The sequence below is a fragment of the Neolewinella aurantiaca genome, from assembly GCF_008014675.1.
Taxonomy (GTDB): Bacteria; Bacteroidota; Bacteroidia; order Chitinophagales; family Saprospiraceae; genus Neolewinella; species Neolewinella aurantiaca.
Genome location: NZ_VOXD01000007.1, coordinates 139,458 through 163,151 on the forward strand (window position 1 = coordinate 139,458; position 23,694 = coordinate 163,151).

A 23,694-nucleotide genomic window follows, 5' to 3' on the forward strand; every position below is an offset into this window, starting at 1 on the left:
AATAAAACAAACACATGCATCATACCTCTTTTTGGCAAGTATTGATAGTAACCGGCTTACTTATGGCGATGTCCGCAACGGCCTCAGCGCAGCAAGGTGAACTGACACTCGATGAGCTATTCGCAACGCCAAAACTGACGGGAACAAGCCCGTCCCGGCCTGTATGGGCTCCGAACAGCGAGCATTTCGCTTTCTCCTGGAATGAACCAGGAGGTTCCGGCCGTGGTCTCTGGGTATCCCCAAGCAACGGGGAGAGGGTACGCCTCAGTGCCGATACTGCATCCGCCTCAGTGCGCGATATCGTTTGGGCCGACGCGAACACAATTGTCAGTCTGCGGGGCAACAACCTGTGGCAGACGTCGCTGAGCCAGGAAGAAGACCTCCCGCTTATGCCCGTCGGGGCTGGTGCGCATAACCTGTCACTATCGCCCGTTGGCGGCCAGGCAGCGTACATAATAGACGGTGACTTGTGGCTGGCTGACTTCCATTCGGAAGAGAACCGTCAACTTACTGATATCGGCGTCGCCAGTATCTCGGGCGTACCGCAGGGGCGCTACAGCCGGCCGGACCGTGAAATCGGTCCGGGCATCTGGAGTGGGCCAGCGTACAAGTGGTCTCCGGACGGCAAAACCATAGCGTTTCACGCCGTCGACCGGCGCGAGATGCGAAAGGTGCCGTTCCCGGATTACCTCGCTGCCGAAACCAACCCCAACGAGGTACGCCGGGCGTACCCGGGTGATCCGAACGAGATTCGTAGGGTTGGTCTGCTCGATGTAGAAAGCGGTAATATCACCTACCTCGATTTACCGGACCCGCATGCCAACCAAATCGTTGACTTCAACTGGTCACCGGAAGGTGCGCTGCTGGTTGACATCGCCTCCGACACGGCGGTTGAACGCAAGTTGTTCGTCGTTGCACCCGGAGAAAGCCAGGTGCGCGAGATCTGGCGGGGCGTTCGGGAGAGCCGTATGTATACCTCCTTCGGTTCTGCGTGGCATCCGGATGGAAAACAGGTCATTCTCTTAAGTGACATGGGGGATCGCTATGGCCTTTACGTCATTGATCCTTCGTCGCCCGGAGATGAGCCGCAGCTCCTGACGGACCCGTCTTACGATGTTCTGTCCGCCCCCGCAATTGCTGGTGGCACAATGTTTTATCCTGGCAACGGTGTTAATCCCTACGAGCAGCACGTGTACCGCCTGAATACATCCGGCGGCGACCCCGAGCAGATAACGCGCCTTGCTGGCCGTAACGATGGCTACCCCTCACCGGATGGCCGGCACCTGGTGTTCACGCACAACGACGACACATCACCGGCCGAGCTTTACGTAGTAAGCAGTAATGGTGGTGACGCTACGCGGGTAACTCACTCACCCTTGCCCGCCTTCACGGAGCGGACATGGGCCGCTGCTGAATACGTCAGTTTCCCCAGTCTCATTGATGACTACACGCTGCACGCCCGGATTCTGAAACCGGCTAATATGCAGCCCGGTAAGAAATATCCAGTGGTGTTCGGGCCTGTGTATTCGAATACAGCGAGGAATCGATGGGCCGGTAACTACAGTCTTGTGCAACAGCTGATGGTCCAAAAGGGATATATCATCGTGCAGGTGGATTCCCGTGGCAGCAACGGTTATGGCCGGGCGTTCCGCGAAGAATTTTTGCTGGGCTTCGCGGGGGAGGACATCGATGATTACGCGAGTGCCGTTGCCTTCATGGAGTCGTTGCCTTACGTAGATCCCGAGCGCATCGGTATCTGGGGCAGCAGTTATGGCGGCACACTTTCCGTTTATTCTATGCTGATGAAGCCGGGATTATTCCAGGTAGGTATTGCCGCCGCCGCGGCGGTCGATCCGGTGTTCTTTGGCACCGATGATGTTGCAATTGTTCGTCGCCCCGAGACGCACCCGGATATCTTCGAAAGGAAAGCGCTCAAATATGCGGCGAATCTGGAAGGGAAACTCCTGTTCATCCACGGTATGCAGGATCATGTGGTGCCATTCAAAACTACGGCTACATTAGCTGAAGAATTGATTAAGCAGGGGAAAAACTTCGACTTTGCGTTTGCGCCAGGGGCTACGCACGCATGGAGCCGTGAGCGCCATTATGATCGTTACCTGTTTGGCAAAATCATCGAATACTTTGACCGGCACCTGGCCGAGCCGTCTGAGTAATGCTTGCCGCAGCAAGCAGAACGGCCGGTGGAAAAACACAAACGACGCCGAATTGAAACATCACCCTAACCGGATCGATGAGACGTTTGAAGCGTTTACCCGCACGAAAAAATAGGCAGAGATTGAAGAGAAAAGAAATAGGTGGCGCGCACGCAGGATGCAATGGAGGTTTTAAGAGCAAGCAAAGCCAATCACGAACTCCCGCGCAAAAAGCTATCGGTATGTGACGGTTGGCAGATCATCGCTTTCAACCTCCCCTCGCGCCCGAACTTTTAGCGGCCATTGGAGGATGGCCATTGGAAAATAAAAAAGACCTTTCAGTCGAAACTGAAAGGTCTTAGTGGTCGGGATGACAGGATTCGAACCCTGTATTTTGCTTTGTTACTGATGATGATGAGAGTTTAGTAAAAGTCCAATAAATACTGGTACTTTGAAAAAAAAAGCGACTAAAGACAAAAAATAGTAGGCAATTACTTGCACACTAAATTGCTCACCTGCCTAACTTTGGTGTGCAATACTTAGTAAAATGAAAAGACAACGCCGACAGAGGGCCGCGAAGGCACGGTTTGAACTAAAAGACTACCAAAGCGCAAATACGCTTATTAGTTTAGTAATAAGCATTGACCGTAAGCGGGTCAAATGGTCAACCGGGGAAAAGGTCAACCCTAACAATTGGAGTAAGAAAACCAACCGTGCAATAGTACGCGCCCGCGATACTCAAACGCAAGCCCTAAACGAACGCTTAAACCGTTACGCCGCCGCCGCCGTCACCCTGTTTAATGATTGGGAACTTAACACCCCGGCGGGGCTGGCGAACTACAACGCCGCCAAATTCAAACAGGAATTAGAATACCGCTTAGGGTTTGCAGAACGCCCGGAGGATAAAACGGAAAAGCTAGATACCTCCGATTTTGTACGGTTTGCCGAAGACGTTAGGAATCATCGAAAAGACAGCACCGGGATTAAACGCGGGACGTGGAAAGTATTAAACAACCATGTGAACTTGCTAAGAGAATTTGCGGACCTCCGGCACGGTGGAACGGTAGCTTTTAAAGAGGTAGACGAAATATTTATTGAGGGCTTTAAAAAGTTCCTTTTTCGCACGAAAGGCCACAACCGGCGCACAGTTCATAAAGTAATGGTTACGTTACGCAGCATAGCTAGTAGGGCCGCAGATCGGGATTTAATGACCTACGGGCGGCGGTTCCGTAGTTGGGCCAAACAGGACTTTAGAAAGATGCCCCAACCCGCCCTAACCCGTGCCGAACTTGATAGGGTTATAGCTTTGGACTTATCCGACGCGCCGCGGTTGGAGCGGGTACGGGACTTGTTTTTGATCGGAGTTGCAACGGCTCAACGTTGGAGCGATTACAGTATTTTGACCCCTAAGAACTTCCGCCAGTTGCCCGGCGGCGGCTACCGCTATTTTATCCAAAGCCAACAGAAAACAAGTAAAGAGGCTGGCGGGCCTGTTATGGATTGGGTTGTACCGACGCTGGAAAAATACGGTTATATCGGAGGACGTGAATTTAACCCGCCAAAGATCAGCGGGCAACGTTTTAACGACTACTTAAAAGAGGTTGTAAAACAGGCTTTGCCAGACGCTAAAATTACAGTCTATAACGACCGGGAAAAGGTAGATCACAAAGGAACGGAGTTCCTCAAATGGGAAAAGATAACAAGCCACGCCGCCCGCCGGACCGCCGTTGGGTTACTACGATCAATGAAAGCCCCCGACGATCAGATACAAAAAATGACCGGGCATACTACGTTGTCAGAGCTTGACGGGTACGACGTTCGCGACGCTGAAACTCTGGCGTTAGAATTGGGCCGTGACCTTAACGACGCATGGAATAAAGGCAAATTAAGAGCAGTATAAACCACAACAAAAAAGGGCAGCCCCGCAAAGGACCGCCCGTAAAAAAATACTTAGTAAAGCCCAAAGATAGGACTTTGCGATTCATTTAACCCGGCCGAACAACGGCCACCACCCCCCTTTAATATGCAAGCGAATACAAAACACCCCACCACCCCAACCCGCACCGATACCGCCGCCCAAATTGCCCGTATTCGCGCCATCCGTAAAGAGGCGGAACGGTACTTAGCAGATTTACGGAGAGATCAGAGCGGAAGCGCACAATCCTAAACAAAAACGCCCCGCACCTTTAGCGAAAAGCCTGGAAAGCGGACTAAAGGGCGGGGCTATTACTAACTAAAGTAACAGCCACAAAGATGAAGCTATTTTATAACGTCCCCAAATCGGAGGACACGCAACAGTTCTACACCCGGTACGCATCCTTAGTACCGACCCTTAACAAGCTAGGATATTTAGCGCAAATTGTAAGCGCACTAACAGAGGCCGGAATACTGTACGCCGTGGTTTACGGCTCAATAGTACCGTTTTGGCCTGACGTTGCACCTACCACCGCCGTAGCCGGTTCCGCCGTCGGTACGTTGTTCCTGGAACTAGGTTTGCGGAAGTTCGTACCGTTCGGGGCGCGGGCAATTATTCATAAAAGGTACAAAGGTTGGGACGGATGGATAACCGCGTTTGTATTAGCCGTTGCCGCCGGGCTTATTGTAGCCTCCGGCCTGTTATCGTTTAAAGGTTCCGGGCTATTAGTGGAAAGTGTAGCCCCGCCGCCGGAGACGATCAGCACCACCGCAACGGATAGCACGGCCACAGCTGAAACCGCCGCCGCCGTTGCCCTGCTAAATGACGGAGAGGCCGCCACCCGCGCCCGTTACGCCGCTTTAATTAAAGCAGTAGAGCAAACCGCCACCGCCGATTTAAGGCAGCTAACAGGCCGTTTACGACGCTTAGAGGATAAAGAGGACCGTACCGGCAAAAGCTACGTTACCCGCAAAGCACAAACGCGGGCGGATATAGACGCCGCTACCGCCGCCAGAGATAAAAAGGTTGCAGAATTACGAACCGCCGAAGCTGACGCCGTGGCCGCCCTGCAAAGTAGCCACCGGGCGAAGTTGGAGACGATCAGTAAAGACAAACGCCAGGGCCGCGAAACCATAGCCGCCAGTAACGACCGCGCCCGCGCCGCTACCGCCGCCAGGGTAGCAAACTATGGGGGCGGGCTGGCGTACTTTACTCTATTCTGTTTGTCCGTCTTTATCCTTTCGGTTATCATTCAGGAATTACACCGCGCCGGGGCCGGAATAGAAGAACAGATTGAGCCGGGCGCGTTTGATTTTGAGGCCGGGCCGTTTGCCGCCTTTGCCGTTGCCGTCTCCGGCCGTTTCAATCGGTTCATTTACGGGCTAATACACCGCATAGAACAGCGTACAACGGACGCGCCGGAACCCGTAGCCGCGCCCACCGTTTGGAGCCGTGACGCGGCCACCCTACGCACTAATAAGACGCAAGGAATAAGACGCAAAATAAAGCCCACTAACGGACGCAAAGCCCCGGCCGCTAGTGCTGAGCCAGGACGGCGGCAAATTGGGTTTGCGGGCCGTCAGCAGCCGCCAGAGACGCAAACAGACGCAAGCCCGGCGGACAATGCGTTAACGGATTGCGTTAAGGACGCAAGCCAGACGCAACCAGCAAGCCACGAAATAGGGGTTTGCGATCATTGCGGAAGCGATTACCGGAAGCGTACAACGTGGCAACGGTTTTGCTCTACTCAATGCCGTAAAGATTACCACGCGGAAAAGCACGGCGGAACCCCATACGACCCAACCCGTAAACCGTGGAACTGATGCCAACCAATACAAAAAACCAACTTTGGACGCGGGCGGATAGTTGGGCCGTTGCCGCCGTTACCGTTGCCCTACTTTTAACGCTGGCTACCGCCGGTTAAGATCACACACAAACCCGCCGGGGCGGACCTATACCGCCCCGGCGCAAACGCTCAAACATGGAATTGACTAAAGACGAACGCGCTGCACTAGCTGAGGACTATATTACGATAATCCTGGATAAGTATAAAGCCGACTTTACCGACCGGTACAACCGAAGCCAGGAACCGGACCAGCTGTTAAATAGAGAGCGGGAAACGTATAAACGCGCCGCCTTCGATGAAGACGCGGGGACGCTTGTAGGGCTTGTAACATACCGGCGGGCGGGCGGTAGTTGGTCCCCGGCATTAGGGGCGAAGTACGGTAACCTGAACCCCTACGGATGGGAGAATGATATAGCCGGTTTGGTTTGTCAGTATGTCATCCGCGCCGGAGACATTACCCGCGCTGTAGACTTTACGGAGGTTGTACCCGGAGAAACCATTTTTAAGCCAGGGGATGCCGTAGCCGTATACCGTTATTTTAAATGGTTGGAGGCGGGGAAGATAGGGCCGGAGATCACCACCAAACCGGACCCTAAAGAGCAGATTTTAAAAATGTTCCTTGCACGTCGGGACGGCTCCGGCGGGTCTAATGACCTTTACCGCGCCGTAGCTGATGCGGTACCAAAGGTTGACGGGGGCCGTCGTAGTGATAAATCAGTTAAGACGCTTTACAGCAAATGGAAAGCCCGCCCGGCCTGGATAACGCCGGACGTTACCGACCGCATTGTCAAAGAGTTGGAGGATGAAGGTAAACCGATAGACAATCAATATCTATTCGAGATAACCGGCCGCTACTAAAAAAGTACCAAAAAAGTACCCGGTACCCCTTTGGAGGTACCGCCAAAGCCGCCCAAACTTTGGCCTAACAAAACGCAACCCGATGAACCGACAGTTAACCCCCCTTACCATGCTAACCGACTTTGTAGTAATACCCGCCGATCAGTTACGCCAGCTTGTAACGGATGCCGTTACCGTAGCCATGCGTAAAGCAGCGGAGACCACCCCGCCCCCCGCCAGCGGCAACGACCATCTACCTGAACTAATAACGAAAAAGCAAGCCGCTAAAATGCTACAAGTAAGCACCGGAACCGTAGACAACTACGTTGCTGACGGCTTATTGAACAAGCTAAAAATAGGAACGCGCAACGTAAGATTTGAGCGGGGCGAAGTTGAAAAACTAGCCCGGAGACTATAAACAACAAACCCCGCCTATATCGGGCGGGGATAATTAAGGTTCACGTTAAATAAGCGGGGCCGGTTCACGTCGCCAAACAATGAAACCGACCCCAACAAAAGCGCGGCCACTAAGTAACCACAATGGCAAATTTACGCCAAAGTGGGGACGGCTACCAAATGGTAAGCCCGTCCCCGTTTTCTATAATGGAACCCGGAGCCGATCAGTACGGCGGAACGTGGCCGCCTGACGGCCCCGGAGGCGATCAATTAGAGGACAACGCCGGAGACGATGACAACGCGACTACACCGGCCCCGGAGGCCGTCACCGGGCCGCCCGTCAATAGCCGCCCCGGCGCGTTTGGTCAACCCGTACTTACCCGGCTATCAATTCACGATGACCGCTTAAAGGTTTGGGCCGAACTACCCACCGCCCGCCATTGGGCCGGGCTGGATATCGACCCGCCCGCCGTCACAAAAAACGGGCCAACCGATAGCCGGGGCAATAGTCGTTTGTTATTTGCTGAGCACGGCCAAAAGATAAAATTTGGATCCTTTACCCTAATCCATGACGGCCCGGCCGCCGGGGTTTGTTCCCGCCTTTACCGGGTTTATCATTCCCATCATTCCGACCAAATAGCGACCCTGGAAAGCCACCCCACTAAAGGCAGTGAAAACCGGGTTTGGTTTACCCCGGAAAACCATTTACACTACACCCGCCAGGCCGTACCGTTAGGGCTGGAATTGATAAAAGCGTTAGGGATAACAGAGCACGGTTTAAGCCATTGGGAGATAGCAGCGGACGCGCCGGAGGTATTCAAAGTTGCTGAATTTATTCTATCCGCCGGGCTGCACCGTAAACACGGCGGTAGGGTTACGGAAACCCGGACCGGCTCCGGCCAACTTGTACGGCTAAACGTTGGGGCCTCCACATCAGACCGGTATCTAAACGTTTACAGTAACGGACCGGGCCTAAGCCGTAGGAACAAAAAATACATTGGTGACGCGGCCGCCAGGGCTGGCGTAATACCCCCAAACGCGCCCCTAACATTGCGCCGCCTGGAATGGAATTTGAAGCCTAAGAAGATAAAGGGTAGTCACACCTTTAATGGGGAGCCGGTAACATTGGAGACGTTAACTAACCCGGCCGCCCGGTTAAAGACTTTTAGAGATCACTGTGAAACCGGGTTTAGTTTCCGCCAGCCCGATACTAAAAAGACGGTTCCATTCTTTGATTGGGAAGCGATCACCGCCAACTATAAAAAGCAATGGGGAACCGTAAACGATAAACGGCCCGCCAAACTGGAACGGATAACAGCCCGCAAATCAAACGCAACCTACGGAGCAAAACAAGCAGATAAAAAACTAATGGCGGATGGCCGCGAAGGAGATTATTTAGTAGAAGTCACCCGGCCGGAGTTGGAGCGAATGACCCGCGCCGTATTACTTGACCCGCAATACTTAAAGCCCCTTACCGATACAATAGCCGGGGCCGGTTGCGGGCTGCCTGACGGGCTTATAAATTCAATTATAACCGATCACCTACGGAACGCGGCCGGAGCCGTTGGGGCCGCCATTGCAAAGCGGGGGCCGGAGTTATACGCCCGCGCAATTGCGGCCGAACATAACATAATGCCCTATCACAAAAAACAGGTTCACGCCGCCCGGCTATTACCGTCCGTTAACCGGCTGGCGGATTCACTTGTACCGGTAAACTGGGACTGATGACGCGGGACAAATCCAAAAGGCGCAAAAGGAAGATAAAGCCGGAATTTGCAGACCTTGCCACCACAAAACAAGGGGCCGCCGGGGAAGCAATAGCCTTGCAATACTTTGCGGGCCGTGGTTGGATAGCTTACCCCGTAGGCGTTGAAGGCCCGCACCCGGTCGATTTTATAGTGTACAACCCCGCCAGCGGTAAACTTATAGCCGTAGAGGTAAAGACGTACCCGCGCCTGTTTTCATCGGAGGAAACCGGTATAGACTTAGCGGATTATAAATTCTACATTGATTTTGAAAAGCAAAACGGGATAGAGGTCTGGTTACTGTTTGTAGACGTTTTTGAGGAACGTATGTACGGCGCGTTTATATCCTACCTTCGGCCCGGCGCAAGATCAGCAAACGGCAAAAAATACTTTCGGTTGGGCCGGTTCAAAAAGTTACCCCGGTTGACTCCGGCGGAACTGGAAACGTTGGAGCCGCCACCAAACCCAGCCCGGTACAGATACTTAACCCCTTACTTTCCTAAAGAATAGAACTATCTTGATACTATTGCTAGCAATGTAAATAACAACAGATTATGCCATTTGTAAAAGGTCAGAGCGGAAATCCTGCCGGGCGCAAGCCCAAAAAACAAGATAAACAACTGATAGACCGGTTAACCCCCTTTGATGATGAAGCATTTAAACAACTAGAGGTTAGTTTAAAGGCTGGCGAACGTTGGGCCATTAAGATGTTCTTTGAATACCGATACGGCAAGCCTACGCAACGTATTGAGCAGAACGGACCAAGCGGAGGCCCGGCCACTATTGACATTAGGGTTCTGCCCGGTCCGCCTATCCCTACGAGCGAGGACGATATAAACGAAGATATACAGCCGTAGCCAGAGCCGCCGTAGTTGCGTCTTTACTGTAAGCAAGGTCACTTTGCAGCCGTGCCCGCTGAAGCTCACCACCGCGCCCGCCGTGGCCGTTACTTATTTGGAGGAACTACCCGCACCAACCCACCCACCGCCGAAGGCCCGGAGCCGCGCCGCCGTAGATCAGGTAGCCAGAGCCGCCGTAGTTGCGTCTTTACTGTAAGCAAGGTCACTTTGCAGCCGTGCCGGATGATCGTTACGTCTCTATTGTATTGATGACGCCGACGCCGACGCCGTTAACCAGCTGCAGCGTTAGCCAGAGCCGCCGTAGTTGCGTCTTTACTGTAAGCAAGGTCACTTTGAGCCGTTTCCGGATGATCGTTACGTCTCTATTGTATTGATGACGCCGACGCCGACGCCGTTAACCAGTTGCAACGTTAGCCAGAGCCGCCGTTTTTACACAAAAAAGCACTATTTGCCCACCTATTTGCACCCTTATAAACAGAAAAAGCCCCTAACTAATTGATAGTCAGGGGCTTTGTAAAACAAGGTAGTCGGGATGACAGGATTCGAACCTGCGGCCCCACGCCCCCCAGGCGTGTGCGCTACCGGGCTGCGCCACATCCCGAGTGGATGAAAAGATCGTGGCCGGAGGCCACGAACGGGGGTATTTAAGGGGTGGTCGATACAGGGCTCGAACCTGTGACCTCTGCAATGTCAATGCAACGCTCTAAACCAACTGAGCTAATCGACCCGGTGTGCTTTTATACCTTCCAACAATGCTCGTTCGTTCACGAAAAGTTGCCGGAGTTCAGGCACAATGCCTTAAGCGGCTGCAAATATACGACGGTCGGTGAAAGAAGGAAATAGTTAGCGAATTTTCTTTGCCTTAATCCCAACTTACTTTGCACCTGCGGCCGCGCCAAAGAAACGCACAGCATTCAGCCCTGTTCAGAAGTACCGGGCTGAATACTGAACGAACGGGTTACGCCTGGGCTGTTGGTGTAAAGCTCATCGGCGGGAACTGAGGTCCGTTGTTGCCGCTGTTTCCGCCGGGGTTACCGATGGGGCCGAACTGGTTTTCGTACTTCTGGATGTTGTCGGCGAGTGCAGCGGCTAACCGCTTTGCGTGCTCAGGGGTGAGAATCACCCGGCTCTTCACCTTTGCCTTCGGGGCGTTCGGGACGATGCGGACGAAGTCTACCACAAACTCACTGTTGCTGTGAGCAATAATGGCGAGGTTGGAGTAAACGCCTTCCGCGATGTCTTCGGGAAGATCGATGTTCAGTTTGTTGCCCTGGGGCTTTTTCTTTTCGTCAGCCATGATTGGTGTTTTGGGACGTTGGTAATTTGGTCTGTTGGTTCTTTGGTCTGTTAGAACACTGGTAATTTGGTAGGTTGGTGATTTGACTGCTTAAACGGCCAGATTATGACCAACGAACCAAATCACCAACGACCCAATTACTTTTTCTTCGCCGGAGCCTTTTTCTTCGCCGGCGCTTTCTTTTTTGCTGGCGCTTTTTTCTTCTTCGGCTTAAAGGCCGTAGGCATCACTTCCTGAATCGCTTTGATGCATTCTTCAACGGTAAGCTCAGCTGCGGCCTCGCGGGTCATCCGTTTTCCATCTTCGTCTTTTGGGAGCTTGATGGACTTTTTCTTATAGCGGATGAACGGTCCCCAGCGGCCTTGCTCCACGTCGATCTTCTCGGCTTCGAAACGCTGGATGTAGCGATTGGCTTCTTTTTCCTCTTTCGCCATTATGAGCTCGGTCATTTCGTCCTTGCTCAGGTTTTCGGGGTCGTAGCGCTTGGGGATGTTGACGAAAAGGCCGTTCCACTTGAGGAAGGGACCAAAACGGCCCTTGCCCTGGGTTACGTCCAGACCTTTGTAGGTCATCACGGGCGCGTCGGCTTTCTTCTTGGCAGCGATGAGTTCTTTAGCCCGGTCCATTGTAACGGCATGGACGTCTTCTCCTTTATCGAGGCTGATGAAGGTTTCACCCCAGCGTACGTAGGGTCCGAACCGGCCGATACCGACTACGGTTTCTTTCCCTTCCACTTCGCCGAGGGTTTTCGGCAGGGCGAACAGTGGCATGGCTACTTCCATGGTCACTTCTTCCATGCTCATGCCATTGGGCAGGTTGGCGTATTTGGGCTTTTCGTCCGGCAGGAGCTCGTCTGGTGCTCCGATCTGGAGTACGGGGCCGTTGCGGCTCAGGCGTACGAGTACGGTTCTGCCGGTATCCGGGTCGATTCCGAGTTTGCGTTCGGCGGAGACGCGCTCTGCGTTTTCGGTGGTGTCTTCTACCAGCTCATGGAAGGGGAAGTAGAAGTCTTTGAGCATTTGCGTCCAGGAGATTTGCCCTTCTGCGATTTCATCGAACTTCTCTTCCACATCAGCGGTGAAGTTGTAGTTCATCACATTTTCGAAGTGCTCATCGAGGAAGTCGGAGACGGCAAGGCCGATGTCACTGGCGAACAACCGGTTCTTGGTTGCTCCGGTCATTTCCGTTTTGGCTTCGGAGGTAATGCTACCTTCTTTCAGGGTAAGCACGTCGTATTTGCGCTCGGTTCCTTCTCTTGTCTCGGAAGTTACGTACCCGCGTTTGGGGTCCATAATCTTAGACACCGTTGGTGCATAAGTAGACGGGCGGCCGATGCCGAGTTCTTCGAGTTTCTTTACCAGGCTGGCCTGGGTGTACCGGCTGGGTGGGCGGGTGAAGCGCTCGGTAGCGGTCATTTCGTTCAGCGGAAGCACCTGACCTTTGCTGAGGGGTGGGAGGATGCCTTCGTCTTGTGCGTCGTCGTCATCGTCGTCGTCTTTACTTTCCAGGTACACCTTCAGGAATCCGTCGAATTTGAGTACTTCGCCCTGGGCCCGAAGTTTGGCATCCGGTACGGTAGAAATGCCAATGTTGACGGTGGTTTTTTCCAGTTCCGCGTCTGCCATCTGGCTGGCGATCGTCCGTTTCCAGATCAGTTCGTACAGGCGCTGTTCGTCGCGGTCTCCACTGGTGATGGAGTGGCGATCGATGTAACTGGGGCGAATAGCTTCGTGCGCCTCCTGTGCATCTTTTTTCTTGCTTTTGAAGCGGCGTACTTTGCTGTATTTATCACCGAAGGAAGATTTCACCTCCTTTTCGATGGCCGCAAGGGCCGTTTCCGAAAGGCTGATGCTGTCGGTACGCATGTAAGTGATCAGACCCGCTTCGTAGAGGCGCTGAGCGACGCGCATGGTGCGCTCTACGTTCATGTAAAGCTTCCGGCTGGCGTCCTGCTGGAGGGTCGAGGTCGTAAAGGGAGCAGCGGGCTTGCGCTTCACCGGCTTCACGTCGATTTCGTTGATCTTGAATTCAGCTCCGACGCATTTTTTCAGGAAATCCTCGGCACCGGCTTTGTTATCGAAGCGGTCGGGGCTCTCTGCTTTAAGGAGTACCGTTTTGCCCTGTTCGTTGCGAACGCTGAAAATGGCGTTTATCCGGAAAAACGGTTTGGCTTCGAAAGCCATGATTTCGCGTTCCCGCTCTACCACCAACTTTACGGTAACCGACTGCACGCGGCCGGCGCTCAGGCCGAACTTTACCTTGCGCCACAGTACCCCCGAGAGCTCGTAACCAACAAGGCGGTCGAGTACGCGGCGCGCCTGCTGTGCGTTGACGAGGTTCACATCCACCAGTCTCGGACTATTGATTGCCGCGGTAATTGCCGGAGCGGTGATTTCACGGAAAACGATCCGCTTGGTGCTGTCTACGGGGAGCTTGAGAACTTCGCAAAGGTGCCAGCTGATGGCTTCTCCTTCGCGGTCTTCATCCGTCGCGAGCCAGACGGTATCGGCCTTACTCATTGCTGCCTTGAGGTCTTTTACCACCTTTCTCTTTTCGGGAGAGACAACGTACTTAGGTTTGAAGTCCTTTTCGACATCAACTGCGCCATCACCTTTGTCCAGATCACGCACGTGACCAAAAGAAGACTTTACGGTATAATCTTTACCGAGAATTTTTTCAATTGTTTTCGCTTTTGCCGGCGACTCGACGATCAATAAATTTTTAGACATGGGATCAGACTGTGTGGACTATTTTAATGTCAGGGATAGTAAGGTTACGATTTCAGGCAGCAATAAGTTGTTCCGCATGGGATTTCAGAGCATTTATCGTCTCTGAGTCGGTCAGCTTACCGTCTTCCAGCAGGTCTTCGACGTTGCTCAGGGGTAATTTGTTGGGCAGCAGCCAACCTCCCATATGATTTATCGAAGCTCCCAGGTGGTCCATTCCCCTTAGGTTTCCGGCCCGCCCGGAGGCGATACCAACCAGGGCAACGTGCTTGTTTTTGAAGTTGCGCGGGTACTCGTTTACGGAAATTCCGTCGATGAACATTTTCAGTACTCCCGGGTAACTGCCGTTATATTCGGGCACAAAGATGGCAAACTTCTCGACGCCCAGAACAAATTTGTGCTGCAAATCTAATAGTTCCGGAGCCATTTCACCAGCATCGTACATGTTTCGGGGGAAGAATTCATGGCGAAGTTCCGCGAGATCGAACAACTGTGCATCCTGCCCAAGGGCCTTTAATTGCTCAACAAAATGAGCAGCAAAAAGCAGGGTGCGGCTGCCAGAACGATTAGTACCAGAAATAACGGTGATCATAGGCTTTAGGGAATAGTTACCGAAGCGCAAACCTACGACAAATGATTATAGTTGACCGAAAAGTACTTTAATTGTATGAAAAACAAGTGCTTCCCCAATAGAAAAACCTGAGTTCCGGCAGGCTGTTCCGGCCAGTGATCACGAGCCGGTTAGGAGTAAACGCGGGTTCCTGATACCCAAATGTGTCAGAGGGCGCGGCCGCAGGTGCCGAGCAAGGGTAAAGGGTAGGGGACGTAAGCTTGCCGTCAGCGTCTTCGACGATTTATCGCTTCCATAGTTGCCTCAGCCACCCCGGGTGATTTTTGGTGGCCGCTTTTATCATCTGGCCAAAATTTATCCTTGATGACCGGGGCAACTATAAAACACGTAGCGTTTTCACTAGCCCATCCCCCGTGGGGAGGGGTTGAGGGGGGGGGTAACACGACTTAACTACCCTATGCGTTAGCCTTAGGGGGAGAGGGGGCTCTTCAATAAAGTCCCTGCTCCTAATTCCCGGGTTCAACCACCTCCAATACCCTGATTTCGACCCGGCGGTTGGCCCGCATTTCTTCTGAGTTCTTCGGTTTCGGGTTCACCATCTCCCAGTTGGAGTAGCCCTTGAAGGAGAGGCGTTCTTTCGGGATCCCGAATTTTACGAGGTAATCGTAAATCACCTTTGCCCGGTTGATGGCGAGGTTGTAAGACCATGATCCCGGCCCCTGCGGTTCGGCGGGGTTGTTGACGTGGCCGCTGAGCTCGATGCGCAGCTCAGGTGTGGTTCGCATAAACTGAAGCAACCGGGGCAGGGTTGGTGCGGATTCCGCCAGGAGATTCGTCTGGTTACCCACGAAGTAAAGGTCCTCCACTTTCATCTTACTGCCAACGATTGCCGGAGATAGCTTCGTAACCAGCGGCGGCACGGGCTTGCCCTCAGACAGAATAAGGGTCTGGCTCGAAAAGAAGTGCCCCCTGGCGTATATGTCCAGCCGGATGCCCATGTCAAGCGGAAGGATGAGTTCATAATATCCCTGATCATCGGCCCGGACGGTGTCCTTGAGGTAGCGGCTGCGGGCAATGGCTCCTCCGGGGATCGGGGTGCCGTCCTCGCTGGTGATTCGCCCGCGGAAGCGGGCGTACCGCCGGGGTAGTCCCGACCGCAGGAGCACCCTGCGGTTGAGCCGCTCCTTGCCCGCCGAGCGGACTGCCAGTCGGTTTTCTCCGAAGTACCGAAGTTCTACTGCTTCTTCCGGCCAGCCGGCGGCGAGTACGCTCTGGCGGGTGTTCTCGCTACGGCGGCGGGCCAGGTCATCGTTGGCCTGATCGGAGCCTACGGCGTCGGTATGTCCTTCCAGGTAGAGTTCTAACGCACCGGGACGGTCGGCAGCGAGGGCGTTTACCGCCGTAAGGGCCGTGTCGTCCAGTTCATCGCTGCCAAATTCAAAATAGATGGTATCCGTCCGGTGAACCTCGACGCTGTCGACATAGCCCATTACCTGCGCCCATAGCAACAGGGGGGAGGTGTAAACTAAAAGGGAAAATAGTAAACGGAGCATGACGGACGACTGGCTTTTGCTAAAGATAATGGCTTTAGGGTTAAGATTTGGTGTGGGGTTTGCTTTTTTTAACAAAGGAGAATCCCTGACTGTCAACCTGCTTTGCACCCGCGATCGCGCATAAAAAAACCCCGCTTCATAACCTGAAGCGGGGCGAAAACTAGTAATCAACTAAAATGAATATTATTCGAATGGGGCAATGAGGTCACTGCCACGGTTCTCTGAAATCAACCGGTTAAGGTTGTTGGTAACGGTTGCTGTCTCAGCACCGGTGTCGTAAGTGAACGCGTCAAACTCCGCTTTGATGGGTTCGAGCCATGATGGAATGGTAGGCTCGAGATCAGCATCGGTGATGTTGGGGTTACCTACTTTTTCGGTAAGAGAAACCACCAGGCGGATGCCCAGGTCAGTTACGCGGCGACCTTCGGCGAAGAAGATCTCCTGGCGCATGCGGTAAAGGCTTTCGTAAGCGAAGTCGATGTCGTCGATTGCGTCGATTTCGTCCTCGGTGTAGTGCGTTCCGCTTACGGTTGGGATGGTAACATCTTCAGCGCCACGGTCAATCACGAGTCCGGACATGAGCGGAAGGTCGGGGCCGGCTGCTACCATAATAGAAGAGTTGTCAGGGCGGCTACCCGGGAAATCCTGGGTGCGTCCTTCTACACCGTCGTTGAATGTGTCTACCGGGCGGGTAGCCACGAGGCCAACGATGTTCTTCATGATTTGCTTGGCGTCGTCGAGGCTACCGTCAGACAGTGCTGCTTCAGCCAGGATGAGGTGAGCTTCCTCGATCTTCAGCAGAGGAATGTTTACCTCAACGTTAGGCGTGGCACCATTGTACTTAGGGTCCAGAAAATCCATAGTTGGCAGTGGCTGGAGGTCATCGAAGCTACCACGGTCCCACAGTGCGTCCTGCATTACGTTGCCAGGTCCCTGAACACCGTCGTAACGGGCGAAGTAAACGTAAGCAGGCGTGTTTGCAATCGCAAGTGTTGCGTCGGCAACCGCCGCAGACTTGTTGCCCAGACGGTAGTAGGCGCGGGCACGACCAATCAGTGCACCTTCGGAGTACTGGTTGCTTCCGAGGTCCATCGCAGCACTGAAATCAGCAATCGCAGCGTTGAGGTGATCGGTAGCCGGCAGGGCAGGGCCCATTGGCTCGCCGGGTAGAGTGGTGAAAAGCTCTCCTCCAAGAAGGTAAGCAACACCGCGCAGCATGTAGAATCCGGCAAGCTGCTCATCGGTAGAACCCTCGTCAGCAGGTACGATATCGTTGATACCGGCGCTGGCGAGTTCACGCAGACGTGCGATGGAGTACTGAATCTCTTCGATGTCTCTGTCGGTCGGGTCAATGGCCAGGTCGTCGAGGAACTGATTGAAGAAAGTCTGAGTGTTCTCGTAGTTGTCGGTGGCGATTTCCATCGGTGCGACAATTTCGTTCATCGTCAGGGCCAGTTGGCGCTCGGTACCGTTGAGGAGACGTGCGCTTGATTCGATGGTACCCAGTACGTTGTCTGAACTCAGGTTGGGGTTGGTAGGTTCGAACGTTTCGTTCGGGTCTTCACAAGACCAGGTCAGGGTTGCAATTGCAGCAACGCCGAGACCATATTTAATACACTGAATGAGTTTCATTCTGATTGATTTATTGGTTGAAATAAGGTGATTCGTTGTTCAGCAGAGGTTTCTTAGAAACCAAAGTCGATGCTGAACAGGTACTGCTTCGGTGCGGATTCCGTACCGTAGCCGAAACCACCTGCGGCGAAACCACCCTGTGAGCCGATACCGGCACCAGTTACTTCCGGATCGAAAGAAGAAGACGCGAAAATGAATGGGTTACGCATGTTGAAACCAATTTTCAGGTAGCTGAAAGTTGAGTTCTCAACGGGGACGTTGTAAGAAAGACCAACGTTGCGGACCTTCAGGAAATCGGTATCTTCCACCCAGTAACCAGCGAGGTCAAAGAAGCTGCCAGCCTGAGCTGCTGCCTCTTCGGGGATGCGGCCTTCGTCTTCAACACCGCTGAAGTAACGCAGTACATCATCCACTGCTACACCCTGGGCGCCGTACTGGTAATCAGAGCTGGCGAAAAGGTTGAAACGCTTGTAACGGAGGTTGAAACCTACAGTACCGTAACCGTCGGGGTTAGGCTTACCGAGGTAAGAGTTGCTTTTAGCGGAGAATTCACCGTTTTCATCGATGGTAGCGAGGGCACCACGCAGGTAACCCAGGGGCTGACCTTCGGCCACGAAAGAACCAAGGAAGGTGAAACCACCTACGGAGAACTCAGGAGAGCCACCCGCGTCGGTTACGGTGTTTTCGTTGGTGGTAAGCGAGGCACTTACGGTAAAGTCGACGTCTTTGGTCTCCACGATGCTGAAGTTGGTCTCGAATTCCCAACCTTTGTTTTCGATCTCACCAACGTTGGCTTCCTGAGCGAGCTGTCCGCTGGATGGAAGACCTGCAGGAGTGAAGATGGCATCTTCGGTAATCGTGTTGTAGTAAGTCACGTTTACACCGATCCGGCCACGGAGGAAGCTGAAGTCACCTCCAAATTCGAGGGACTTAACGATCTCAGGGCCAAGCTCTGAGTTACCCGGGTTGCCGAAGGTGTAAGCGGGAAGGCCGAAGTAAGCGTTAGAGTTGAATACCTGGTCGCGCGCAAACGGAGTCGGGAAGTTAGACGCTTCACCGTAGTTGGCGCGGAAACTTGCGCGGGTAACGATGTTGGAGATAGAACCGGTCTGCATGAAGGCTTCGTCGGTCAGGCTGTACCGGAGACCGATACGCTTAAGGTTTATGAGGCCGATGTCATCACCGAAGGCGGAGTTGAAATCCCAACGGGTACCGAGGTCAAGGAACAGTTTGTTCTTGTAGCCAATGTTTTCGGCGAGGTAGAAACCACCGAATGCGATGGCGCGGAAGAACTCGGTAGTGGTACGCTCGGCTGTGTTGTTGAAGCTGGTAGAACCTTCAACGAGGTTGGTACCACCAAGAAGCAGCTGCTCATCCTGATTACGGAAAAGCTGAGCACCAGCACTGGTCGTGAAGGTGAAGTCACCTGCGTCGAATTCGTAACCGAGCGCAAGGTCACTGGTGAAGGTGACGAAGTCACGGGTAGCGCGGGTAATAGATCCCTGGTCAGCAGTACCTTCAGCTACAGCACCTTTAGAGATGAGGAGTGCGTTGGTAGCAATTTCGTCCTGGCGGCTGCGACGAGAGTCGAGACCGAGAATCAAACGGCTGGTGAAGCCACGGAAAGGCTTGTAAGTCAGTTGCTGTGAAGTCTGGAAGCGACGAACCGCTTCGGTGATGTCAGTCAGTTCACCAGCAAGGCGAAGCTCCTGAGTAATAGTGTCGATGCGGCCGGCAGATGCTTCGTTGATCAGGCCGTAGTTACCACCCTCGATACCACCGAAACGAGCGAAGCTGGTGTTGGCGTTGTAATCACGGGTGAAGTAGTTGCTGGAGAATGCAGCAGAACCGTTGTACTCGAGCTTAGAGTTCAACTTGGCAGATGCACCGAAACGAGCGTTGATGCGACGCTGAGAGTTGATGTCGTTGAAGCCATCGTCGTCGTAGAAGCTACCGCTGAAGTTGTAGGTAGCTTTGTCGCTACCGCCGTCAACACCAAGACGGTACTGCTGAACGAGACCTGGCTCGAAAAGGATGTCTGCCGTTTCTTCGAAACGGAGGAACTTCTCTTCTCCTACCATGGAGCCGACAAGAACACCACCGGAAAGACGTGCCTGACCGGCAGTACCTTTCTTAGTAAAGATCTGAATCACACCGTTGGCGGCATCCGCACCGTAAAGGGTAGTGGCAGCACCACCGCGGATGAATTCAACGCGGGCGATAGATTCCACGGGGATATCGGCCAGGGCACTGGAGCTCGCACCACCAGTGTCGAGACTGAGACTGGCGTTAGAGTTCAGGTTGTCTACCCGTACACCATCGATGATGATTACCGGAGTAGATGAGCCATTAGCAGAAAGAGGGCCACGGTTACGAATGATAGACGCCGTACCGGGCTGACCGGAAGACAGGCGAATCTGAGCACCGGGAATCCGGCTCTGCAGGATCTGGTCGAGCTGGGTTACCGGAGCAAGTTCGAGTTGCTCGCTGGTAATTACGTCTACCGTAGTGGTAAGACGCTTGCGCTCGATACCGACACCCTGGCCGGAAACAACGATCTCCTGAAGGTTTACACCTTCGCTGAGGACGATGTCATAAACAGTCTGGCCCTGTACCAGCGGAATCCGCTGAGTCTCGAAACCAGTGTAGGTTACCATCAGGTTCTCGGCGTTGCCGGGGATGGTAAGGGAGAAGTCTCCGTCAATTCCTGTAACGGTACCGGTAGTGGTGCCTTCTACGAAAACTGAGGCGCCGATTAGGGTTTCTCCGGAATTATCGGTGACCGTACCGGTCACCGTATTTTGGGCCTGCAGAGCGGTAAAGCCGCTGAGCATCAGTACCCAAAACAAGAGGTTAAATCTATGCATATTTGGTTATTAATTGAATAGTGAGGTAAATAGATGTAGCATCCGGCAATGCGTGCCGGACGTAATTATTTTATGCTGAGAATGTTAATAAATAGGTCTTCGTTAATTCGGGTTTGGCACAAAATGCCAATTGCAATGAATCTTACTTTAAGTCAAAAACTGCGGTGTCAGAACGACAAAAGTACAAGAAGGGCTGCTTGGTTCTGTGCTCCAAACCGGCTAATGTCTCGGGCCTGACAATCGATATTTAAAGTCAAAACTTTAACCGTTTGTCACCGAACAATGTGGTGGATGTAGTGCGTTTGCGATGGGTTTTGGCCCGTGGTATTACATACTTAAAGTGCCTGCATTCCAGCAGTTTTTTGCTTCTAGTCCTCCTTTTCTTGCTGCGTATACCCCATATTTGATGTCGTTGATTCCTCCCACGGAGTGTGCGTCGGGGTTGATGCTGATGGGGACGCCTCTTTCGATTGCGTAGGGAATCCATTCCCAGTCCATGTCCAGTCGGTAAGGGTTGGCGTTCAGCTCAATCACCACGTCGTTTTCGGCACAAGCATCGATAATCCGCTTATGATCAAGCGGGTACCCGGCCCGGCTCAGCAATAAGCGCCCGGTTGGGTGCCCGAGTACGGTGGTGTAAGGATTTCGGATAGCCGTAAGGATGCGTTCGGTTGCCTTCTCTTCATCCATATTCAAACCTGAGTGAACGCTCGCAATTACAAGGTCAAAACCCTGCAGAATCTCTTCGTCGTAATCGAGGCTTCCATCCGTGAGGATATCTGATTCTATAGATTTATAAATGCGGAAAGGCGCCAGCTCCTGATTCAGGGCGTCAATTTCCTCCCATTGTTCTTTTACACGCTCCACGCTTAGCCCGCCAGCATAAACGGCGGTTTTGGAGTGGTCCGAAATGACCAGGTAATCGTAGCCTTTGTCCCGTGTCGCTTCCGCCATCTGCCGGAGGCTGTGAATTCCGTCGGAGTAAGTAGAGTGACTGTGGACCACGCCCCGGATGTCTGAAACTTCGAGCAATTCTGGTAACTGGCCGTTGCGGGCCAGGTCTATGTAGGTGTCGTCTTCCCTCAATTCTGCGGGGATGGGGCCACAGGCCGCTTTGGCGAAAACCTCAGCCTCGGTGGCGCAATCCTGAAAGTCTACGCCGGGAAATGCCGCAACGAAGGCATTCAGGAACTCCGGGGTTCCGGTATGCCGGAATTGTTTACTGCCGAAGTTCTCTTTGGTACAGTGATAGAGCCGGACGGGAAAGCCATCCACTTCGAGTTTCGTTACGGCACTGCCGGAATCCTGGGTTGCAGACTGGGCAGCAGCTTCAATTACTTCGGCGGCTTTGATGTTTTGCGCGGCCGCAGGTGCCAGCGAGGTTAAAATAGCAATGTTGGTGAGGGTAGGGCACAGGCGCCGCAGGGCGCCGGTTCGTTCAAATACTTCTCCGGGAAATTCTGTTCTCAGCTGGGTAAGCAGGGCCGTGGCCGCAACGTCAAGTGTGCGGAAAAGAAACTGGCCCGAACTCCGCTGATGAAACTCGAGCTTTTCCCGCAGGGTTTCCTGGGTTTTTGCTCCGAAGCCTTTCAGCTCCACCAGTCGGTTTTCGTTGATTGCGTAGAGCAGCTGGCCGACGGTGGTGACGCCGAGTCCGTCCCAAACAGCTTTTACTTTTTTAGGTCCGAATCCGCGGATAGACAGCATCTCCTGAATTCCTGCGGGCGTCTTTGCCTTCCACTTTTCAAGGGTTTCCATCTTGCCGGTGGTGCACAGTTCAAATATTTTCGCTGCAATGGCTTTACCCACGCCTTCAATTTCCTGCAACTCCTTTTCGGACTTACCCTCCAGTGGCTCGTCCATCTTGCGCAGTTTGTTGTAAGCCGAGACGTACGACCTGATTTTGAAGGGATTGTCTTTGTGCAATTCCATCAATTTGGCAAGGGTGTTAAAGTGACGGGCAATTTCCGGATTCTTCATGGCCGCGAAGATACCTCAGGCGGAGTAGAATGGGTACGTGTCTTATGGACAATCGCCTTTAGAGATTATCAGAACAAGTGTCATAAAGCGATGAATATTGAGGTTTCACCGTTCTAATGGTCTGTGGAGGTGCGGTTTCGGGGAAAACCTAAGCGATTTACATGTGAAAGTTAGCCTAATGTACTATTAGTCGCGTTGAGCAGAAACTATACCAAAGCCCGAAAGACTGCATTCTGTACTCTGCGTTCTGATTCCACCCCATGAGGGTCTTGAAGCGCCCTGTCATCTCATTTGTCAGGCCGTGGATCCGAAAGCTGCGTTTCTTCCTGTTTTGCCCGTTCATTTTTTCTTGATAAAAAACGAACCAAAAAATCAAGGCTGTGCCACCGGCTGATCGTGGAACCCGATTTCCGAAGCCTAAAATGGAAAGAACTCGCGTCGGCGTTGGTCGGGTTGCTTCTGAACCTATCGGTTCGTTGAAGTCTGGTTGGTTACTTCTTGGGCTATAGGGAACGCTCAAACAGTTTCCATTTTTTAACGGCTTCAGAAACCGGATTCCACTGCCGGTGCCAAGGCCGGAGCTACGGAGACTGCATTCTGTACTCTGCGTTCTGGTTCCTGCATTCTGTACTCTGCGTTTTGCACTCTGCACATAGATCACTGAGCAAGTATTCGGCATCCAGATCCGGGTTGATCTCTCTGAAAGGTAACCCGGTTAAAGAAGGCTGTTGGCAGGCAAGGTGAGGTGAGCGATGCAAAGATGATGTACTCACCCCGAAAGCTGCGTTTCTTCCTGTTTTGCCCGTTCATTTTTTCTTGATAAAAAACGAACCAAAAAATCAAGGCTGCGCCACCGGCTGATCGTGGAATCCGATTTCCGAAGCCTAAAATGGAAAGAACTCGCGTCGGCGTTGGCCGGGTTGCTTCTGAACCTATCGGTTCGTTGAAGTCTGGTTGGTTGCTTCCTGGATTATAGGGAACGCTCAAACAGTTTCCATTTTTTAACGGCTTCAAAAACCGGATTCCACTGCCGGTGCCAAGGCCGGAGCTACGGAGTCTGCATTCTGTACTCTGCGTTCTGGTTCCTGCATTCTGTACTCTGCGTTTTGCACTCTGCACATAGATCACTGAGCAAGTATTCGGCATCCAGATCCGGGTTGATCTCTCTGAAAGGTAACCCGGTCAAAGAAGGCTGTTGGCAGGCAAGGTGAGGTGAGCGATGCAAAGATGATGTACTCACCCCGAAAGCTGCGTTTCTTCCTGTTTTGCCCGTTCATTTTTTCTTGATAAAAAACGAACCAAAAAATCAAGGCTGT

General features: G+C 53.0%; 16 protein-coding genes and 2 tRNA genes. 8 read left to right on the forward strand and 10 right to left on the reverse strand.

Annotation, left to right across the window (positions count from 1 at the left end; genetic code table 11):
- The first annotated feature begins 14 nt into the window (after window positions 1–14).
- The 8 genes from FUA23_RS06565 (at window position 15) to FUA23_RS06600 (ending at window position 9,749) form a co-directional block, all read left to right on the forward strand.
- The gene (locus tag FUA23_RS06565) at window positions 15–2,174 is read left to right on the forward strand and encodes a S9 family peptidase (RefSeq protein WP_147929928.1); all 2,160 of its coding nucleotides are present in this window, start codon (window positions 15–17) and stop codon (window positions 2,172–2,174) included.
- Between the two features lie 526 nt (window positions 2,175–2,700).
- Window positions 2,701–4,053 (forward strand): site-specific integrase, encoded by a 1,353-nt coding sequence (locus FUA23_RS06570; protein ID WP_147929929.1) that lies wholly within the window; start codon window positions 2,701–2,703, stop codon window positions 4,051–4,053.
- A gap of 353 nt (window positions 4,054–4,406) precedes the next feature.
- Entirely contained in the window at window positions 4,407–5,891 is a 1,485-nt protein-coding gene (locus FUA23_RS06575; RefSeq protein ID WP_147929930.1) for a hypothetical protein, read from the forward strand.
- Between the two features lie 158 nt (window positions 5,892–6,049).
- Window positions 6,050–6,772: a hypothetical protein gene (locus tag FUA23_RS06580; protein ID WP_147929931.1), complete on the forward strand. Its 723-nt coding sequence runs from the start codon at window positions 6,050–6,052 to the stop codon at window positions 6,770–6,772.
- A 109-nt stretch (window positions 6,773–6,881) separates the two neighbouring features.
- Window positions 6,882–7,169, forward strand: coding sequence for a helix-turn-helix transcriptional regulator (locus FUA23_RS06585; RefSeq protein WP_222706997.1), 288 nt, complete (start codon window positions 6,882–6,884; stop codon window positions 7,167–7,169).
- A gap of 122 nt (window positions 7,170–7,291) precedes the next feature.
- Window positions 7,292–8,872, forward strand: a complete 1,581-nt coding sequence (locus FUA23_RS06590; RefSeq protein WP_147929932.1) for a hypothetical protein — start codon at window positions 7,292–7,294, stop codon at window positions 8,870–8,872.
- Window positions 8,872–9,402, forward strand: coding sequence for a hypothetical protein (locus FUA23_RS06595; protein WP_147929933.1), 531 nt, complete (start codon window positions 8,872–8,874; stop codon window positions 9,400–9,402). Before FUA23_RS06590 ends, FUA23_RS06595 begins: the two co-directional genes overlap by 1 nt.
- Before the next feature lie 44 nt (window positions 9,403–9,446).
- Window positions 9,447–9,749, forward strand: coding sequence for a DUF5681 domain-containing protein (locus tag FUA23_RS06600; RefSeq protein WP_147929934.1), 303 nt, complete (start codon window positions 9,447–9,449; stop codon window positions 9,747–9,749).
- A gap of 530 nt (window positions 9,750–10,279) precedes the next feature.
- Here the strand turns inward: FUA23_RS06600 and FUA23_RS06605 are convergent.
- The 10 genes from FUA23_RS06605 to FUA23_RS22550 all read right to left on the reverse strand — a co-directional run.
- Window positions 10,280–10,353 (reverse strand) — tRNA-Pro (locus FUA23_RS06605).
- 51 nt (window positions 10,354–10,404) lie between these two features.
- Window positions 10,405–10,479: transfer RNA gene (locus tag FUA23_RS06610), tRNA-Val, on the reverse strand.
- A gap of 231 nt (window positions 10,480–10,710) precedes the next feature.
- Window positions 10,711–11,049, reverse strand: coding sequence for a DUF3467 domain-containing protein (locus FUA23_RS06615; RefSeq protein ID WP_147929935.1), 339 nt, complete (start codon window positions 11,047–11,049; stop codon window positions 10,711–10,713).
- A gap of 137 nt (window positions 11,050–11,186) precedes the next feature.
- Entirely contained in the window at window positions 11,187–13,778 is a 2,592-nt protein-coding gene (gene topA, locus FUA23_RS06620) for a type I DNA topoisomerase (protein ID WP_147929936.1), read from the reverse strand.
- A gap of 52 nt (window positions 13,779–13,830) precedes the next feature.
- Window positions 13,831–14,367, reverse strand: a complete 537-nt coding sequence (locus FUA23_RS06625) for an NADPH-dependent FMN reductase (protein WP_147929937.1) — start codon at window positions 14,365–14,367, stop codon at window positions 13,831–13,833.
- Window positions 14,368–14,852: 485 nt separating this feature from the next.
- Window positions 14,853–15,899, reverse strand: coding sequence for an OmpA family protein (locus FUA23_RS06630; RefSeq protein ID WP_147929938.1), 1,047 nt, complete (start codon window positions 15,897–15,899; stop codon window positions 14,853–14,855).
- A gap of 183 nt (window positions 15,900–16,082) precedes the next feature.
- Window positions 16,083–17,531, reverse strand: coding sequence for a tetratricopeptide repeat protein (locus FUA23_RS06635; protein WP_147929939.1), 1,449 nt, complete (start codon window positions 17,529–17,531; stop codon window positions 16,083–16,085).
- Between the two features lie 53 nt (window positions 17,532–17,584).
- Window positions 17,585–20,398, reverse strand: a complete 2,814-nt coding sequence (locus tag FUA23_RS06640; protein WP_147929940.1) for a TonB-dependent receptor domain-containing protein — start codon at window positions 20,396–20,398, stop codon at window positions 17,585–17,587.
- A 327-nt stretch (window positions 20,399–20,725) separates the two neighbouring features.
- On the reverse strand, window positions 20,726–22,378 hold the full coding sequence (locus FUA23_RS06645) for a DNA polymerase/3'-5' exonuclease PolX (RefSeq protein WP_147929941.1): 1,653 nt from the start codon (window positions 22,376–22,378) through the stop codon (window positions 20,726–20,728).
- A 1,124-nt stretch (window positions 22,379–23,502) separates the two neighbouring features.
- A partial coding sequence (locus tag FUA23_RS22550; protein ID WP_222706998.1) for a hypothetical protein occupies window positions 23,503–23,694 on the reverse strand: 192 nt, incomplete at its 5' end.

Coding starts and splice junctions, on each gene's coding strand:
- FUA23_RS06635 (WP_147929939.1), bottom strand. CDS start 17,531: ATGAAACTCATTCAGTGTATTAAATATGGTCTCGGCGTTGCTGCAATT.
- FUA23_RS06590 (WP_147929932.1), top strand. CDS start 7,292: ATGGCAAATTTACGCCAAAGTGGGGACGGCTACCAAATGGTAAGCCCG.
- FUA23_RS06600 (WP_147929934.1), top strand. CDS start 9,447: ATGCCATTTGTAAAAGGTCAGAGCGGAAATCCTGCCGGGCGCAAGCCC.
- FUA23_RS06585 (WP_222706997.1), top strand. CDS start 6,882: ATGCTAACCGACTTTGTAGTAATACCCGCCGATCAGTTACGCCAGCTT.
- FUA23_RS06595 (WP_147929933.1), top strand. CDS start 8,872: ATGACGCGGGACAAATCCAAAAGGCGCAAAAGGAAGATAAAGCCGGAA.
- FUA23_RS06625 (WP_147929937.1), bottom strand. CDS start 14,367: ATGATCACCGTTATTTCTGGTACTAATCGTTCTGGCAGCCGCACCCTG.
- FUA23_RS06640 (WP_147929940.1), bottom strand. CDS start 20,398: ATGCATAGATTTAACCTCTTGTTTTGGGTACTGATGCTCAGCGGCTTT.
- FUA23_RS06580 (WP_147929931.1), top strand. CDS start 6,050: ATGGAATTGACTAAAGACGAACGCGCTGCACTAGCTGAGGACTATATT.
- FUA23_RS06645 (WP_147929941.1), bottom strand. CDS start 22,378: ATGAAGAATCCGGAAATTGCCCGTCACTTTAACACCCTTGCCAAATTG.
- FUA23_RS06565 (WP_147929928.1), top strand. CDS start 15: ATGCATCATACCTCTTTTTGGCAAGTATTGATAGTAACCGGCTTACTT.
- FUA23_RS06575 (WP_147929930.1), top strand. CDS start 4,407: ATGAAGCTATTTTATAACGTCCCCAAATCGGAGGACACGCAACAGTTC.
- FUA23_RS06630 (WP_147929938.1), bottom strand. CDS start 15,899: ATGCTCCGTTTACTATTTTCCCTTTTAGTTTACACCTCCCCCCTGTTG.
- FUA23_RS06615 (WP_147929935.1), bottom strand. CDS start 11,049: ATGGCTGACGAAAAGAAAAAGCCCCAGGGCAACAAACTGAACATCGAT.
- topA (WP_147929936.1), bottom strand. CDS start 13,778: ATGTCTAAAAATTTATTGATCGTCGAGTCGCCGGCAAAAGCGAAAACA.
- FUA23_RS06570 (WP_147929929.1), top strand. CDS start 2,701: ATGAAAAGACAACGCCGACAGAGGGCCGCGAAGGCACGGTTTGAACTA.